This window comes from uncultured Eubacterium sp. (genome assembly GCF_934561735.1).
Classification (GTDB): Bacteria; Bacillota; Clostridia; order Oscillospirales; family Acutalibacteraceae; genus Eubacterium_R.
Window position 1 is genome coordinate 114,394 of record NZ_CAKTGT010000001.1, and the last position, 16,441, is coordinate 130,834.

15 protein-coding genes are annotated in these 16,441 nt (G+C 43.7%); 6 read left to right on the top strand and 9 right to left on the bottom strand.

Annotation, left to right across the window (positions count from 1 at the left end):
- Nucleotides 1-14 precede the first annotated feature (14 nt).
- The 7 genes from Q0E08_RS00530 to Q0E08_RS00560 form a co-directional block, all read right to left on the bottom strand.
- Nucleotides 15-1,805, bottom strand: a complete 1,791-nt coding sequence (locus tag Q0E08_RS00530; protein ID WP_294774955.1) for a leucine-rich repeat domain-containing protein — start codon at nucleotides 1,803-1,805, stop codon at nucleotides 15-17.
- A 468-nt stretch (nucleotides 1,806-2,273) separates the two neighbouring features.
- Nucleotides 2,274-3,359, bottom strand: coding sequence for a CdaR family transcriptional regulator (locus Q0E08_RS00535; RefSeq protein ID WP_290906631.1), 1,086 nt, complete (start codon nucleotides 3,357-3,359; stop codon nucleotides 2,274-2,276).
- Between the two features lie 186 nt (nucleotides 3,360-3,545).
- On the bottom strand, nucleotides 3,546-4,250 hold the full coding sequence (locus Q0E08_RS00540) for a pseudouridine synthase (protein ID WP_294774960.1): 705 nt from the start codon (nucleotides 4,248-4,250) through the stop codon (nucleotides 3,546-3,548).
- A complete protein-coding gene (locus tag Q0E08_RS00545; RefSeq protein WP_294774962.1) occupies nucleotides 4,237-4,695 on the bottom strand; it encodes a DUF4830 domain-containing protein in 459 nt (152 codons plus the stop codon). Before Q0E08_RS00545 ends, Q0E08_RS00540 begins: the two co-directional genes overlap by 14 nt.
- 128 nt (nucleotides 4,696-4,823) lie before the next feature.
- Nucleotides 4,824-6,221, bottom strand: a complete 1,398-nt coding sequence (locus Q0E08_RS00550; RefSeq protein ID WP_294774965.1) for a penicillin-binding transpeptidase domain-containing protein — start codon at nucleotides 6,219-6,221, stop codon at nucleotides 4,824-4,826.
- Nucleotides 6,218-7,480: an FtsW/RodA/SpoVE family cell cycle protein gene (locus Q0E08_RS00555; protein ID WP_294774968.1), complete on the bottom strand. Its 1,263-nt coding sequence runs from the start codon at nucleotides 7,478-7,480 to the stop codon at nucleotides 6,218-6,220. Before Q0E08_RS00555 ends, Q0E08_RS00550 begins: the two co-directional genes overlap by 4 nt.
- A gap of 4 nt (nucleotides 7,481-7,484) precedes the next feature.
- Entirely contained in the window at nucleotides 7,485-8,234 is a 750-nt protein-coding gene (locus Q0E08_RS00560; RefSeq protein WP_294774972.1) for an FHA domain-containing protein, read from the bottom strand.
- A 155-nt stretch (nucleotides 8,235-8,389) separates the two neighbouring features.
- Here Q0E08_RS00560 and Q0E08_RS00565 point away from each other — a divergent pair, with 155 nt between their 5' ends.
- Together Q0E08_RS00565 and Q0E08_RS00570 are read left to right on the top strand one after the other, a co-directional pair.
- Complete coding sequence (locus Q0E08_RS00565; RefSeq protein ID WP_294774975.1) at nucleotides 8,390-9,442, top strand: aldose epimerase family protein; 1,053 nt, start codon at nucleotides 8,390-8,392, stop codon at nucleotides 9,440-9,442.
- Between the two features lie 93 nt (nucleotides 9,443-9,535).
- Complete coding sequence (locus tag Q0E08_RS00570) at nucleotides 9,536-10,342, top strand: hypothetical protein (RefSeq protein WP_294774978.1); 807 nt, start codon at nucleotides 9,536-9,538, stop codon at nucleotides 10,340-10,342.
- 196 nt (nucleotides 10,343-10,538) lie between these two features.
- Here Q0E08_RS00570 and Q0E08_RS00575 read toward each other — a convergent pair whose 3' ends face one another.
- Nucleotides 10,539-11,780, bottom strand: coding sequence for a M28 family metallopeptidase (locus Q0E08_RS00575; RefSeq protein ID WP_294774981.1), 1,242 nt, complete (start codon nucleotides 11,778-11,780; stop codon nucleotides 10,539-10,541).
- Nucleotides 11,781-11,983: 203 nt separating this feature from the next.
- Between Q0E08_RS00575 and metF the strand changes: the two genes are divergently transcribed.
- Genes metF through Q0E08_RS00595 form a run of 4 tightly spaced genes read left to right on the top strand, consistent with a single transcriptional unit; the run spans nucleotide 11,984 to nucleotide 16,101 of the window.
- On the top strand, nucleotides 11,984-12,853 hold the full coding sequence (gene metF, locus Q0E08_RS00580) for a methylenetetrahydrofolate reductase [NAD(P)H] (protein WP_294774984.1): 870 nt from the start codon (nucleotides 11,984-11,986) through the stop codon (nucleotides 12,851-12,853).
- Complete coding sequence (locus Q0E08_RS00585) at nucleotides 12,846-13,406, top strand: vitamin B12 dependent-methionine synthase activation domain-containing protein (protein WP_294774987.1); 561 nt, start codon at nucleotides 12,846-12,848, stop codon at nucleotides 13,404-13,406. Before metF ends, Q0E08_RS00585 begins: the two co-directional genes overlap by 8 nt.
- Nucleotides 13,403-15,694 (top strand): homocysteine S-methyltransferase family protein, encoded by a 2,292-nt coding sequence (locus Q0E08_RS00590; protein ID WP_294774990.1) that lies wholly within the window; start codon nucleotides 13,403-13,405, stop codon nucleotides 15,692-15,694. The genes Q0E08_RS00585 and Q0E08_RS00590 overlap by 4 nt, the downstream gene beginning before the upstream one ends.
- 14 nt (nucleotides 15,695-15,708) lie before the next feature.
- Nucleotides 15,709-16,101: an Rrf2 family transcriptional regulator gene (locus tag Q0E08_RS00595; protein WP_294774993.1), complete on the top strand. Its 393-nt coding sequence runs from the start codon at nucleotides 15,709-15,711 to the stop codon at nucleotides 16,099-16,101.
- A gap of 81 nt (nucleotides 16,102-16,182) precedes the next feature.
- On the opposite strand, the gene rpsR is transcribed toward Q0E08_RS00595, so the two are convergent.
- The gene (gene rpsR / locus Q0E08_RS00600) at nucleotides 16,183-16,419 is read right to left on the bottom strand and encodes a 30S ribosomal protein S18 (RefSeq protein WP_078768596.1); all 237 of its coding nucleotides are present in this window, start codon (nucleotides 16,417-16,419) and stop codon (nucleotides 16,183-16,185) included.
- Nucleotides 16,420-16,441: the final 22 nt, after the last annotated feature.

The following is a 16,441-nucleotide window of genomic DNA, read 5'->3' on the forward strand; positions in this document are numbered from 1 at the left end:
TTACTTTCTCCTCCTTACTTAACTTTTACAGTCTTTACAGGTGAGAATGCAGAGTATGTCTTCTTAGAACCGCTCTTCTTGTAAGCACGGATCTTAACATATACCTTCTTACCTCTCTTCAAGCCCTTAACTGTCTTGCGGAGGCTGTCTCTTTCCTTAACTGTAACAACCTTAGTTGTCTTCTTTGTGAACTTCTTAGAAGTGCTTACCTTAATCTGGTAACCGCTTACACCTGCAGTCTTGTTTGCATAAACCTTAATCTTGCCCTTGCCTGTTGACTTAACAGCCTTGATAGCCGGCTTTGTCTTTGCAAGAACCTGAGTTGTTGATACGCCGCAGAAACCGCAAGCCTTAACGATAGAACCTGTTGAGAAGAATGTTGGAGCAACCTTTACATATGAAATGTAGTGGTGTGAGCAACCGTTTGTAAGGTCTACATATGGAACGTCATTCTTCTGAGCCCACATCTTAACGAAATCTGTTGTACCGCCAAGAACGAACTTAGGGTTAACGATTGTAAGATAATCATGGTTGTAAGGATCCGGGTAGAAGTCGTTATCAGCTTCGATGAAACCAAAAGCTTCTGTGCCGATTGATGTAACTGTTGAAGGAACCTTAACTGCAAGAGCAGCTGTGTCATAGAAAGCTCTGTTGCCAACTGTCTTGAGGCCTTCGTTAAGTGTGATTGAAGCAAGGTTTACACAATGTGAGAATGCGTCGTCACCGATTGTTTCAATTGACTTAGGAACAACGATTGTCTTGAGAGCTGTACAATTTTTAAATGTACCTGCACCGATTGACTTAACGATATCGTTGTATGTGAATGATACAAGCTTCTTGCAACCTGCAACATTGAGGTTCATGTTTTCACAGTTCTTACCAAGCTTAACAGAAGTTACGTTCTTGTTAGCTGTACCTGTGATTGTAACTGCTTTGTAACCTGCAGGATATTCATCAGGCATAACGATTGAATTGCTGTCGCCAACATATTCAACTGAAGTCTTAAGATCTTTGTATGTAGCTGTTGTTGAAGCAACATTTACATTTGTTGAAACATCTGTGTACTTCCAATCAGCCTTAGAAACTGAAACTGTACCTGTTGTTGAAAGACCCTTTTCCTGTGAACCGATAACGATTGTGCTATCGATTGATCTTTCATAACGGTCATATGGATCTGCTACTGCAGCAATGTAGTATGTCTTGTTCTTTTCAAGAGATACTTGTGTTGTCTGAGCAAGATCTGTGTATGTAAGACCATCTTTTACATTAAAGCCTGTAGCGATGTGCTTGTAAGAACCAGCTTCGTGGTCTTTCTTGCTGCTATCCATTGTGTTAGCAACTGTATCTTTTTTAAATGTAACAACTGAATTAGCAACTGCAGCATTTTGATTTGCCTTGAAAGCATCAGCTACATTTGAAGCAGCCTTATCATCATCAGCCTTGAACATTACCAAGCTGGCATTGTCAAGTCTGTCGCCCTTTGAAAGAACCTTTACAGGAGCTGTTGAAGGGTCGTTATCTGTATCAGCATAAGCATCAGCTGTAAGAATATATGCTTGTGATGAAAGTGTTACATCATACAAACCTGATTCTGATGGCTTGAATGAGTAAAGAGTTAAAGTCTGATCATATTTCTTTGAATCAGCCTTGTTTGCGTCACACTTGAAAGTAGCTGAAGCCTTTGTTGAAGACTTAAGTTCATTAACCTTATTGTCAGCAGCAAATACTGATGTGCCAACAGCCAATGAAGAAACAGCCATAATTCCGGCAAGTGCAACAGAAATAGTTTTCTTTGCAAGTTTCATTATAAAACTCCTCCTTGAATTTTTGTGTGTTTGTGTTTCGCAGATTGTTCTCGTTCTGCAGTCTTTAGTGTTTTAATTCTTAAATTATTACCTCCCAAATCAGATTGCAATCCAAAGTTCTTGATTAGATCACACCATAAGTATAGTATAAGAGTACAAAAAAGTCAACAAAAATTTTCCATTAAATCATTTTTTTGTAAAAAACAATACAACGAACAAGATTTGTGACAAGATAAATTTTGCAACTTGCACACTTTTGGTAAGCTAATCAAGCCGATTACATTTATATATGCCAAACCGACGAAGTCGGGTACAGCCGATGTAAATAATCAAACGCAATGTAGGGGAGGATATTATCCTCCCGATGCAGTCTAAACGGGCGGATGATATCCGCCCCTACGGGTGTATTGTAAACAGGCGAACACAGTTCGCCCCTACGGGTGTAATATAATAGGTATATAATATATATTAATATTTAATAGGGGTAGAGTCAAGATATTTATTAACCATAAGTGCTACTTTGAACACGATTGCATCGTCAAACTCTCTGAGGTCAAGGCCTGTGAGCTTTTTAATCTTTTCAAGACGGTAAACAAGAGTGTTTCTGTGAACAAAGAGCTTCCTTGAAGTTTCGGAAACATTGAGGTTATTGTCAAAAAACTTTTGAATGGTAAACAAAGTTTCCTGGTCGAGCGATTCGATACTGCCTTTTTTGAACACTTCCTTGAGGAACATCTCGCAAAGTGTGGTAGGAAGCTGATAGATAAGGCGGGCGATGCCCAAATTATCGTAGTTGATGATGGTTTTTTCGTTATCAAAAACCTTGGAAACTTCGAGTGCAACCTGTGCTTCCTTGAAAGATTTTGCAAGGTCCTTAATGCCTGTTACGCAAGTGCCGATGCCGACAACAGCCTGGCAATAGAACTCGGTTGAAAGAGTGTCGCAAATAGACTGTGCAAGCTTTTCCAAATCCTTGGAATCAACATTTGGGCGTACTTCTTTGATAAGTGCAATATCGGTTTCGCTGATGCTGATAACGAAATCCTTGGTTTTGTCAGGGAAGAAGTTTTGCACAACATCAAAAACGGAAACATCGGTGTGCTCCGCAATGCGGATGATGAACACAACCCTTGTAGCATCGTTGTTGAAGCGAAGCTCACGGGATTTGATGTAAATATCACCCGGAAGAATATTGTCGAGTATTACATTTTTGATAAAGTTTGAACGGTCAAACTTTTCGTCATTATTTTTCTTAATTTGGTCAAGCGCAACAGCGATAATAGACACATAGCGGCGGCTTGTTTCGTCCGTGCCGTCAACAAAGCAGGCGTACTCCGGATGAACATCGTCACCGAAAGCCTTGTATGTGCAGGTATCCACGCAGACCTGTGCTCCGCTGAAAACTCCGGCGGCAACAACGCCCTTGCGGGATTCGCCGATTAAGCCGAGCTCGCTGCAAGAAATGACAGTGCCGGTATCGTCAACAACGCCGATGATTCTGTCGGTTGCGTCACGCATTTGATTTATGATACTTTGAAATAATCTGTTAGGCATAAAATCTCCTCCACGGTGCAACATACTCAAATACTGCACAAAAAAATATCAAACCTGTTGTATATATTATACAAGAGGTTTGACAAATTTGCAACCTTTTTACCAAATTTTTTTCTTATTTTTGTGACATTTGACCAAGGCTTTACAAAATACACAATATATAGTATTCAAACAATGCAAAACACACTATTTGCTACAAATTAAATCAAGTTCTTCGGCGGTCAAATATCGGCTTTCGCCCGGTTTGAGTGAAGAATCGAGCGAAAGATTGCCCATTTTTGTACGGTCAAGTGCGGTGACGGTTATGCCGTGTTTTTTGAACATACGCTTGACCTGATGATAAAGTCCCTGCCTGAGCACAACTTTGCAGACGGTCAAATTGCCGTCAATCGGGGTGACCTCGGCTTCAAGCAATTTTTCGCCGTTAAGCTCCATTCCACACTTGAAATCCTCAATCACCTGTAAAGTAATCGGCTTGTCAAGGTGAGCAACATAAGTTTTGTCGATATGCCGTGACGGTGACAAAATCGAATGTGCAAAATCGCCGTCATCAGTGATGAGAACGAAGCCGGTTGTGTCCTTATCCAGTCTGCCGGCAGGGAAAAGTCCCCGCCTTTTCATACTGTCGGGGAGCAAGTCAACCACGGTTTTTTCGCCCTTGCCGTCGGAGGCGGAAATCACGCCCTGCGGCTTGTTCATCATAATATAGACAAATTTTGAATACGCAATTTGCTCGCCGTCAACCGTGACAATGTCGCTGTCGGCACACTTGGTATCTGCCGTTTTTGTGACCGTGCCGTTGACCGAAACTCTGCCTTTTTTGAGCATTGTTTTGGCATCCGAGCGTGAAATATTAAGTTGTGTGGATAAAATTTTGTCAAGTCTTGTCATTGAGTGCTACCAAAAATCCGTCGTCGGCAGAGGTGTCGCACAAATCTGCACCGATAAGTTCGCCGTCGAGGACAATCAGGTTGGCAATAACATTGTCGTTATCGCCGTAATTTATAATATGATATGTGTACATCACAGCGGTTTTGCCCTTATAGGCGGTCAAATCAAAGTTCTGCTGTTTTTGAATTTCGTTGTATTTATTGTACACTTCGTTGAATTTTTGCGGAATGATTATCTCCTTGCTCTCCTCGTTTGAATCGGTTTTGTAGCCGAGAGAATTGATGTAATTTACCCGTTCTTCGGCGGTTTTGCACGACACAACCGTTGTTTTTGAGGCAGGTTTTGCCGGATGATTGCCGACAAAGGTTACAAGAATCACGATTACACCCGTCAGGAGAAGAATCAGCCCGAAAATAGTTTTTGGTTTAAGTTTAAAAGTTAACATACGCATAATATCACCAAAGGATTATATGCGAATGTTGAGGTTGTTATGAATTAAGTTGAATAGGTTAAACCCTACCGCCTCGTTTTACTCGGCACCTCCCATTGCAACAAGAGGAGCCTTAATCGGATTTATTCCGACTCAACAAGCTTTGTGAGGACTCGTTTTGCAACGGGGCCTGCCGTTTGTGAGCCTGAATTTCCGTTTTCGATTGCAACAACAAAGGCATACGGGTGCTCGCTGTCATCCATAAAACCAACAAACCACGCAATGTTGTGGCTTTCGTCGCTGTCTATCTGTGCCGTACCCGATTTTGCACAGAGATTAAGCCCTTTATATCTACTTTCGCCGTAATGGTCGGTGACATTGTAACGCATCATTTCCTTGAGTTTTGCCGCAACATCGGAATTCATCATGGAAAGCTGATTGCTTGGCAGTGTAAAGTCAAGTGCCTTGCCGGCCTGATTTGCAAGAGAATCAACAATATTGAACGAAACCGCATTGCCGCCATTGGCAACAGCCGACACGATACGAAGCATGGTTATCGGAGCAATTCGGGTATTGCCCTGACCGATGCCTGTCCAGCCGAGAGCGTCAACGCCAAGTTTGATTTTGTCGGTTGCGTCAAAATATCCTGCGTAAGAATCAATAGTTCCGCTGACGGTTACGACAGAGCCGATACCGAGTTCCTTTGCGGTGGTTGCAAGTTTTTCCTGACCGAGTTCAATGGCAATTTGGGCAAAAGCGGAGTTGCACGACTTTGCAAGTGCGTCCTTAAAATTGATGTGCTTGCCGTGATTTGCGTTGCACTTGATTGCCACGCCGCTTTTTGGCTGATATTCGCCGTTGCACACCCATTCTCTTGAATAAATATCGGGAATATTTTCGATTGCACAGATTGCCGTAACAAGTTTGAAAGTTGAACCGGGAACATAGTGAGCACCCAAAAGGCGATTGATGTAAACGCCCTCGTATCTTTCGCTTGTCAAGAGGCTGTCGGGAACATCCTCTACATCATATGACGGTGACGAAACGGAGCAAACAATATCGCCGGTTTTGTAATTTACAATGCCCACGGTGCCCTTTCTGCCGTCAAGTGCGTTGTACGCTTCATCGCAAATATCACGATCGATAGTGAGTTTGAGGTCGTTGCCCTTGCCGTATTTTTGAATATTATGCACGCCGAAAAGCAGGCTGTATCCCGTGAGCCTTGCGGAATAAACAGACTGAACGCCTGTTGAAATAAAGTTCTTTGGGTCGCCGACAACATGAAGCGTTGACTTTCGGGTTATGGCAGAATCGGAATAAACACGGTCGCCGTCCTTGGTTTCGGCAAGAACATCGCCGTCCTTGTCATAAATCGTGCCTGCACCGATAAGTTCGCCGTTGCTGTAAACATGGTGATTAAAGCGTTTCATAACCCAAGTGTCGCCGTTTTGCACAAGCGAAACGGTCATAAAAACAAGACCGACAACGAATGCAAGCGACATAATCCAGAGGAAAATTCCTCGTTTGGTAATCATTTTCATTTCTTCTTTGCACCTCCAAGATAATTGTAGGTACGGACATCCGAAGCCTTGATGAACGCAAGCACCGCCCAACAGCACATCATACTTGAACCGCCCTGGCTGACGAACGGAAGCGTTACACCCGTGAGCGGCAAAATATCGGTTATGCCGAAAATGTTAAGTGCGGTTTGGAAAAGCAACATTCCCGCACTTGCAATGGAAGCGATTGAATAAAATGTTGAACGGGAAGCGATGGAGTTCATCAGTGCCGACACCGCAATGCACACGAAAGAGAGCACAAGTGCGATACCGAAAAGATAGCCCCATTCCTCGCAAATTACGCCGAAAATAAGGTCGTTTGTTGACTCGCCGATATTGCGAACATTGCCGTTGCCGATGCCGAGACCGAGCAGTCCGCCGCTTGCAAGACCGACAAGCACACGGCTCTGCTGATAGCCTGTTGAATAGTAGAATTCAGGCTCCATAACATGGCGATAAACCGCAAATCTGTTCTTGATATTGCTACGGTATTTGAGCACGATTGCACTGCCCATCACAGCCGAAGCAACTGCCAAAACTATGGTTTTGATGTCGCCCGAATTCATAAACGCAATAATAAGGAAGGTGACAAAGAAAATCAACGCCGTGCCGAAGTCCTTGATGATGATAAGCGAACCGACAACCGCCATTGAGAAGCCGATGAATGCAATGATGTTCTTTGAAGTTTGAATTTTTTCGAGCGTTGCCGAGCCGACAAAAATAAACGCAACCTTGACAAATTCCGACGGCTGAAGCGTTATTCCGCCGATGGTTATCCAATTTCGTGCACCGAGTGTTGTTTTTGCAATAACGAGGTTGACGAGCAAAAGCAAAAGTGCACCGATTGCCACATACAAACGCACTTTCATACAAAAATCAACATAGCCGAGCAGGAACATCAAGAAAATGAAAATCAAAATTCCTGCCAAAATCATAAAATACTGCTTTAGGGCAGCGTCCGCATTTTGGCTGCCGATGGTCACAAGTCCCACTCCCGACAGGAAAAACGCAATGATTTCGAGTTCAAAATTTCGTCTGTGAAAAACGGTGTAAAAGAAAATCAAATACACCCATTCCGTTGCAATGAGAAGTGCCAACGCTATCATAACTTTCGGCTCAAAAGTGTCACCGCAATTTGCACCGGCAAAGCCTGTTACAAGCTGAAACAGCGACAGCACAAGCAGCAACGCAAAGTTATTGACCGGCTTTATTCTGACCGGCTTTTTAATTTTATCTTTCATAATCTTACCTCTCATAGAAGATGAACACCCTGTCGCCGAAGGTTATCATATCTTCATCAAAAATAAGCTGTGACTGTGTCAAAAATCTGCCGTTGAGCTTTGTTCCGTTGTGGCTGTCCAAATCGGAAAGTGCCCAACCTCTCGAAGTTTTGTAAATTCTGGCGTGGTGCGAACTTACGGTTTGCGACATAATGCGAATATCCGCATCCTCGCCCCTGCCTATGAGGACATCCTGCTTTTTAAGGTAAATCGGCTTTTTTGTTTTTATGTCAACAAGAACGCCGTAAGCAACGGTTTTTGATTTTTCGCCGCTCGGCTGAGCCTCGTTTCTTATCTGCTTTTTACTGTTTGACGAAAGAGCCTCTTCACATTCAAATTTGAGCGGAATGTTGCCGATTGTGATAATATCGTTGTTTTCAATTACGCAACTGCCGTCAACCTTTTCGCCGTTTACCAAAATGCCGATTGCACGGGCAGAAGTATCTGTTACCACCCAATCCTTGCGTTTTTTGGCAATAACCGCATGAAAACGGGCAACGGTCGGAAGCGGCAAAACAATATCGTTTGCCTTACTTTTGCCGATTGAAGTTTCCCAATGGGTGATTTCAACTATATTGCCGTCGTTTTGGTCGATGAGGCGAGCAAGTTTGTGCACTCTCGGGCGGTTGCGAAACAGCGATATAATACAGGTTGCCAATATAAGAATTGCGGCAACGGGAGCAACATATCGCAAAATCATAATAAGGTAGTCCATAAAAGTACCTCTTTTCGTTTTTACATAATAATACATTGTAATTTTATTAAGTTTTGCCTAAATTGTCAAGTTACTTGAAAATTATTTACAATTAATCTATAATGAAACAAGGGGAAACCCTGCTGATTTTTACAAAAACAAAGGGGAATTTTGATATGGTAGAAAAATCATTGTTCGGCACACTTGCCGACGGAACAGCTATTAGCCTTTACAAAATTACAAACAAAAGCGGTGCATTTGTAACACTCCAAACTCTCGGTGCAGGTATTCAATCAATCAATGTGCCCGACAAAAACGGCGTGCTTGCAGATGTTGTGCTCGGTTTTGACAATCCGCAGGATTACACAAATCCCGACCTCGGCTATCAAGGTTTGGTTGTAGGCAGATGGGCAAACAGAATCAGAGGTGCAAAGTTCACTTTTAACGGCAAAGAATACACAACACCGATGAATCAGGGACAGTGGACCCTCCACAGCGGCGGACGATTCAGTTTTACACCTTGGGATGTTGAGGAAACGGGCGAAAACTATGTTGTTTTCAAGCGTTTTTCACCTGACGGAGAGGACGGCTTCGGCGGCAACTTCACAATGAGGGTTAAGTACACATTCACCGAGGACAACACACTCCGCCTTGAATACAGCGTACTTTCGGACAAGGACACGGTTGCAAACCCTACAAACCACGCATATTTTAACCTTTCGGGCAATCCTGACGAAACCGTGGAAACTCACTTCCTCAAAATCAACGCCAATTACTTTACCGAAACCGATGACGACCAACTTCCGACAGGCGAGCTTGCAGAGGTTGAGGGCACAATGATGGATTTCAGAGAGAGCAAGCAAATCGGCAGAGATATTGACAAGCCGTTCAGAGCAATAATTGACGGAATCGGATACGACAACAATTTTTGCCTTTACAAAAAGGATTTTACACTTCAGGAAGCTGCCGTGCTTGAGCACAAAGAATCGGGCAGAGTGCTTGAAGTATACACAGATTTACCGGGTATTCAGCTTTACTGCGGCGGCTGGCTTGCAAAACAGGGCAATCCGGGCAAGGCAAACGGCAAGGTAACATACCGCAGAGGTGCGGCACTTGAAACACAGTTTTACCCTGACACCGTGCATTTTGCAGATGTGTTCCCATCACGCTTTGTAAAAGCAAATGAGGAATTTAAAACAACAACAGAATTCAGATTTTCCGTAAAATAAACTTTTGCAGTAACAAAAACAATTCTCCCTCATAGTATGAAGTGAAGTAAAGGATAATATCCTTATCTTACAATACTGTGAAGGAGAATTTTTATGCCCGACAATCCTATTATTAAAAATTGCAACAGACAGATAAGCGAGGCGGTTTGCATTGACACAAAGCGAATTTACGATTCGTGCGTCAGCAAGGACTGCTTGGAAGATTTAAGAGTTACATTTTTTGGTGCAAGCCAACGACTTATTGACGAGGCAACAACCGTAAAATGCCGCAGCTGTACAATCAAAGCGGTGAGCATTGATGTTGACGAAGTGCCGTTTAACAGAGGATTTTACAGTGCAAATGTGCATTTTTACTTTATGCTCTGCTTTGACTGCTATAATGCTCCGTGCTCAACTCCGCAGGTAGCTGTGGGCTACACCGATTTTGAAAAGAAGTGCATACTCTACGGCTCGGAGGGTGATGTTAAAATCTTTACATCAAATCTTTGCGATGAGAGAACGGACTGCCCCGAAGCACCGCAGTACACAAACCCAACCGCAAAGGTGCAAGCCGTTGACCCGGTTGTGCTTTCAAGCGAAGTTGTGGAAACCTGCAACTGTCCCGTTCCGCTTTGCACCTGCTTCCCTCAAAGCATTATGCAAGGCTCAAACGAAGGCGGAATTCCCGTTGCATCAAGCAGAGCCGTGCTTGTAACTCTCGGACTTTTCTCGATTATTCAGATGGAAAGAGATGTGCAAATGACCATTCCTGCATATGATTTCTGTATTCCTGACAGAGAGTGCAACTGCTCAACGCAAGACCCGTGCAGTGCTTTTCAGGGTGTGGAATTCCCTGTGGATGAATTCTTCCCGCCTGAAAAACCCGACGGCTGTTGCTGTCCCGGTGTGATTGAAAAGTAAACAAAAGCGGACGGAAATTCCGTCCGTTTTTTAATTGTAACGGTATAAAAACAAAAACAAAGAGGCGAACACAGTTCGCCCCTACGAAATAACAATATAAAATTTATAAATGGGATGATTTTTGCTTTTCTCGGGAGGAGAGCTGTATGAAGATACCGCCTCCGAGCGAAAAAGTGAAAAGCACCCATTTATGGTTTTATTGCTTTGCACCGTTGATGAACATTTCGCAAGCCTTTACCGTTGCTGCATAGCAGTTGGCAAGACCTTCGGCGTTCATATTGTCATATGTATCACGGCGAGTGTGGTAGTAATCTTCAAGATTATGGTTAAGACCGGTGATACCTGCTGCACGGAAACCTGCCTGTGCAAAAGCAGCCGAGTCGGTTGCACCGCCGAGTGGCGGAACCCAACCTTTTTTACAAGGAACATCTACTGCCTCGGCAGCTTCCATAAAGAGGTCGGAATAATCCTTATCAGCCTTTACGGTACCGTTAAGGTCACGGTAGTTAACCATCAAATATTTAGGGTCGTGGATTGTATCGTAAGAAATAATCATAGTCGGGCAATCCTGGAATTCGCCCTTATGAGCCTCGCACCAAGCCTTTGAACCACGAAGTCCCGCTTCTTCGGAACCTGTGAGAACGCAACCGATTTCTGTATCTTCAAGGTCGATACCCTCGTCCTTGAGTGCCTTCATAACAGCGATGCCCATATAGCAACCCGAAAGGTTATCGTTTGCACCGTCAACTACTCTGCGATAGTTAACCATCCAATAAAGACCGACAAGCGGAATGAGGAAAACAAGACCGATAAGGCTTGCCTTAACGATTGGCTCGGATACAGGAACATTGCCGAAAACACCGAACTTTACGCATTTGATGATTGCGATTACAAGATAATAAATCGCACCTACACCGCAAAGAATAGCGTGACCCTCAAAGCCGACACCGCCGAACTTATAGTTCATAGGCCATTCCCAAGCTGCGTCAGGGTGACCGTTGAAAAGAATTCTTCTCTTTGGTGTGCCGCTTGTGCACTTTTTGATTGCTGTTACATTGTGACCTGTTTTTTCAGGGAATGCCCAGTCAATGAGTTTGAGATAAAAACCGAACTGTGCAAGCACAATTACAAGACCCACAACGATGAGAATAATGCTCAAAATCGGTGCAAAGAATGAAAGTGCAATGCCTGCGATTACGAATGTGATGGTAAAATAAATCCAGCCATAGAATGAGCCCGGATTTTCCTTGAACGGCTCAACATCTGCCTGCTCGCAGCCACAATCCTTTTGAAGAACCTCTGCCATATATTGGCAAGCCTGACGCTCGCCCTTTGAGCCGGGATCTCTTTTATCAAAAGTCTTGATAATATGAGTGATTTCGTCAATCATATATTGAGCGGCTTCGTCTTTTTTGTTGATAATTTTTGTTAAATCCATAAAAAGGCCTCCAAAATGAAAAATTTATACATTCAGTTTATCACAATTATACAAAAGTTGCAATAAGTTAGACCGAATAAAAATAAATTTGTTGAAATATTCCTGTGCAAAGAGGTTTTTAATTCCTATTGACAAAGTGGGGATTGACTAATATAATATAAAATTAGAATTATACACATATTAATATATATGAGGGACAGAATATGAAAATCAGTGAAATACTCAAAAACAACAAGGTGACTGTATCGTTTGAAGTTTTTCCGCCAAAGCAGTGGGACAAGCTTGAAAACACAAAAAATACCGTAAAAGAAATGTGCAAATACAATCCGTCGTTTATGTCTGTAACCTACGGTGCGGCAGGCACAACATCGGGATTTACAACAGAAATTGCGAACGAGATAAAAAAATGCGGCGTATCTCCGCTTTCGCACCTCACTTGCCTGACTTCTACAAGGGACAAAATCCATCAGGTTGTCGGCGAGCTTGAAGAAAACGGAATTGAAAACATTCTTGCACTGCGTGGCGACATTCCGCAGGGATTTGAATTTACGAACAAGCAGTATTTCAAAAACGCATACCAACTTGTAAACGAAATCAAGAGCATTAATCCGAACATCTGCGTAGGCGGTGCGTGCTATCCCGAAATTCATCCGGAGAGCAAAAACAGAGTTGAGGACATTGCCCGACTCAAAGAAAAGGTTGACTGCGGCGTTGAATTTTTGACAACACAGATGTTTTTTGACAACGAAAAATTCTTCAACTTTTACGAAATGTGCCAAATCAAGGGCATAAATGTGCCGATTATTGCAGGCATTATGCCGATTACAAACGCAAACCAAATCAAAAGAAGTATTGAGCTTTCAAACTCGAGCGTGCCGCCAAAGTTCTTCAGAATTATGGACCGCTTCGGCGACGACCCGGACAAGATGAAGCAGGCAGGCATTATCTATGCCACCGAGCAAATCATTGACCTTATGGCAAACGGCTTCAACAACATTCACATTTACACAATGAACAAGCCTGATGTTGCGGCGGCAATTATGGGCGGACTTTCTAACATCATCAATGAATAAAGCAGACATTTTAAGATATATGCGAACCTCGTCCAAAACCGACGATCCGCAGATTTTGGCACTTGTTGACAAGGCGATAGACATCATCAACTCATCTGTTACACCGAAAACGCTGTACAGGATTTTTGACTGCAAGGTGACGGAAAACTCGCTGATTATCGGCGATACGGAATTTTTCAGCACCCGACTTGCACAAAACCTAAAAGGCTGTACAAGAGTGGTTGTGTTTGGCGCAACACTCGGCACGGAATGTGACAGGCAGATAAAAATCGCAACGGCAACCGATGTGGCACTTGCAATGGCATTGCAGGCAACCTCGGCGGACAAAATCGAGGAGGTGTGCGACAATCTTGAACAGGAAATAATCAAAGAGCACAACATAAAATTGCGACAAAGATACTCACCGGGGTACTTTGACCTTGACATAAAGGAGCAAAAAAAATTCTTTTCTCTGCTCGAATTACAAAAACGAATAGGCTTGACGCTCACGGACACATACGAAATGTTGCCGACAAAGAGCGTTACGGCATTTATAGGAATTGACGAATTATGATAAAATATTTTGACGGCGGAATGGGAACAATGCTCAACCTCAAAGCAGGTGAGCTTCCCGAACTTTTGAACCTCTCCGACCCGGAGAGAATTTTTGCCATCCATAAGGCATATGCCGAGGCAGGCTGTGACATCATTTCAGCCAACACCTTCGGCGCAAACAGATTGAAATACGACAACGCAGACGAACTCATCAGGGCTGCCGTGCAAAATGCACGCAGAGCAGGCAAAAAAGTTGCTCTCGACATCGGACCGACAGGCAAACTGTTGAAGCCGATGGGCGACCTTGATTTTGAAGAATGCGTGGATGTTTTTGCCGATATGGTTAAAGCGGGCAAAGACGGTGCAGACCTTGTTCTTTGCGAAACTTTCGGCGATGTTTACGAGCTTAAAGCCGCTATGCTTGCCGTCAAAGAAAACTGCGATTTGCCGCTTGTTGTATCTATGATTTTTGACGACAAGGGCAGACTTCTTACCGGTGCGGATGTAAAAACCGCCTGTGCGGTTGCCGAGGGACTCGGTGCGGACGCAATCGGATTCAACTGCGGATTAGGACCAAAGCAGATGCTTCCGCTTGTTGAGGAACTCGAAAAATGCTGTTCAACCCCTATCATCGTTATGCCGAACGCAGGCTTGCCCGAAAGCGTTGACGGCAAAACAATCTACAATGTTGACCCGGCGGAATTTGCCGACTATATGAAGCAAATTGCCGAAATGGGCGTTTCTGTACTCGGCGGTTGCTGCGGCACAACTCCCGAACACATCAAAGCTATGATTGAGGCAACAAAGGACATTCCCGACAAAGTGCCGAGTTTCAAGACCGACACGCTTGTTACCTCTTATTCTCAATGCGTAGATATTTCCGACATTGTGGTTATCGGCGAGCGAATCAACCCAACGGGTAAAAAACTGCTCAAAGAGGCACTCCGCAACAAGGATATGGACTACATTTTGCGTGAGGGCATCACCCAAAAAGACGCAGGTGCGCACATCCTTGATGTAAATATGGGCTTGCCTGAAATTGACGAAGAAGAGATGCTGTGCAAATCGGTGTTTGAACTTCAATCCGTGCTTCCGACACCGCTTCAGCTTGACTCATCGGACGCAAAAGCTATGGAATCGGCACTCCGCATTTACAACGGCAAGGCAATGATTAACTCCGTAAACGGCAAGGAAAAGTGCATGAAAGAGATTTTTCCGCTTGCCAAAAAATACGGCGGTGTGGTTGTGTGCCTTTGTCTTGACGAGGACGGTATTCCGTCAACCGCAGAGGGCAGAATTGCCATTGCAGAAAAGATAATAAACACTGCAAAAGAATACGGAATTGACAAAAAAGACCTTGTTGTCGACGCTTTGACAATGACGATTTCCACCGACAAAAACAACGCTGTGGAAACCTTGAAAGCCGTTGATTACATCCGTCACACTCTCGGCGTGAACACGGTTTTGGGTGTGTCAAACATCAGCTTCGGCTTGCCTAACAGAGAAGCAATCAACACTGCGTTTTACACGATGGCTATGAACGCAGGCTTATCAGCAGGTATCATCAACCCAAAATCAAAATCGATGATGAACGCCTTTTACAGCTACAAGGCACTTGCGGGGCTTGACGACAACTGCGAGGAATACATCAAATCGGCGACTCCTGTTGAGGTTGTTGCCGAGGGTGCAAAAATCGACTTAAAACAGGCTATCATCAAGGGAATGAAAGACGAAAGTGCAAAGTGTGCAAAAGAGCTTCTTCAAACCACGGACAGCCTTGAAATAATCAACAACTACATCATTCCGGCACTTGACTTTGTGGGTGACGGATTTGAGAAAAACACACTGTTTTTGCCTCAACTTTTGATGAGTGCCGACAGTGCAAAATCAGCATTTGACGAGATAAAAGCCCACATTGTTATGAGCGGAACTCCGCAGGTCAAGGGCGACAAAATCATAATTGCCACCGTTGAGGGCGACATCCACGACATCGGCAAAAACATAGTTAAGGTGCTTTTGCAAAACTACGGTTTTGATGTTATCGACCTCGGCAAAGATGTCAAATGCGAACTTGTGCTTGAGGAGGCAATCAAGCAGAATGTCAAACTTGTCGGCTTGTCGGCACTTATGACAACGACTGTTCCGAATATGGAAAAGACGATTAAACTTTTGCACGACAACACCGACGCAAAGGTATTTGTAGGCGGTGCGGTGCTCACAAGAGATTATGCAAAGATGATAAATGCCGATTGGTACGCAAAGGACGCAATGGAAAGCGTCAGAATTGCACAGGAATTTTTTGACTAAGGAAGCAAAACATTATGATGATTTCAACAAAGGGCAGATACGCCTTGAGCATTATGCTCGACCTTGCCGCACACGATGACGGCAACTACATTTCACTCAAGGACATATCCGAAAGGCTCGAAATTTCTATGAAATACCTCGAAGCGATTATTGCAAAGCTCTCAAAGGGCGGACTTGTTGACAGCGCACGAGGAAAGAGCGGCGGATACAAACTCAACCGCAAAGTTGAGGAATATTCCGTGGGCGAAATTTTGGTTTTGACCGAAAAAACGCTTGCACCCGTTGCGTGCGTTAATTGTGACGCTTGCAAAAAAGAGGAATCCTGCCTCACCAGACCTATGTGGAACGAGCTGAACGAAATCATTATGAACTTTCTCAATTCCAAAACCTTGGCGGATTTGTTGTAAAAACAAAAAAACGGTGATTAAACCGGCAATACGCAAAATAAAAAAGCAGTTCGCAATGAACTGCTTTCTTTATTTGCTTAATCAGTCTGATGTGTAAGGCAAAAGAGCGAGATGTCTTGCTCTCTTGATAGCTGTTGTAAGCATTCTCTGGTGCTTTGCACAAGTGCCTGTTACACGGCGAGGAAGGATCTTTGAACGCTCTGAAATGAACTTCTTGAGCTTTGTTGTGTCCTTGTAATCAATGCTTTCAGCCTTATCTACACAAAATTGACAAACTTTTCTACGGCTCTTTCTTGGGCCCTTAGCGTTATATGCCATTTTGGTTTCCTCCTTAATTAAA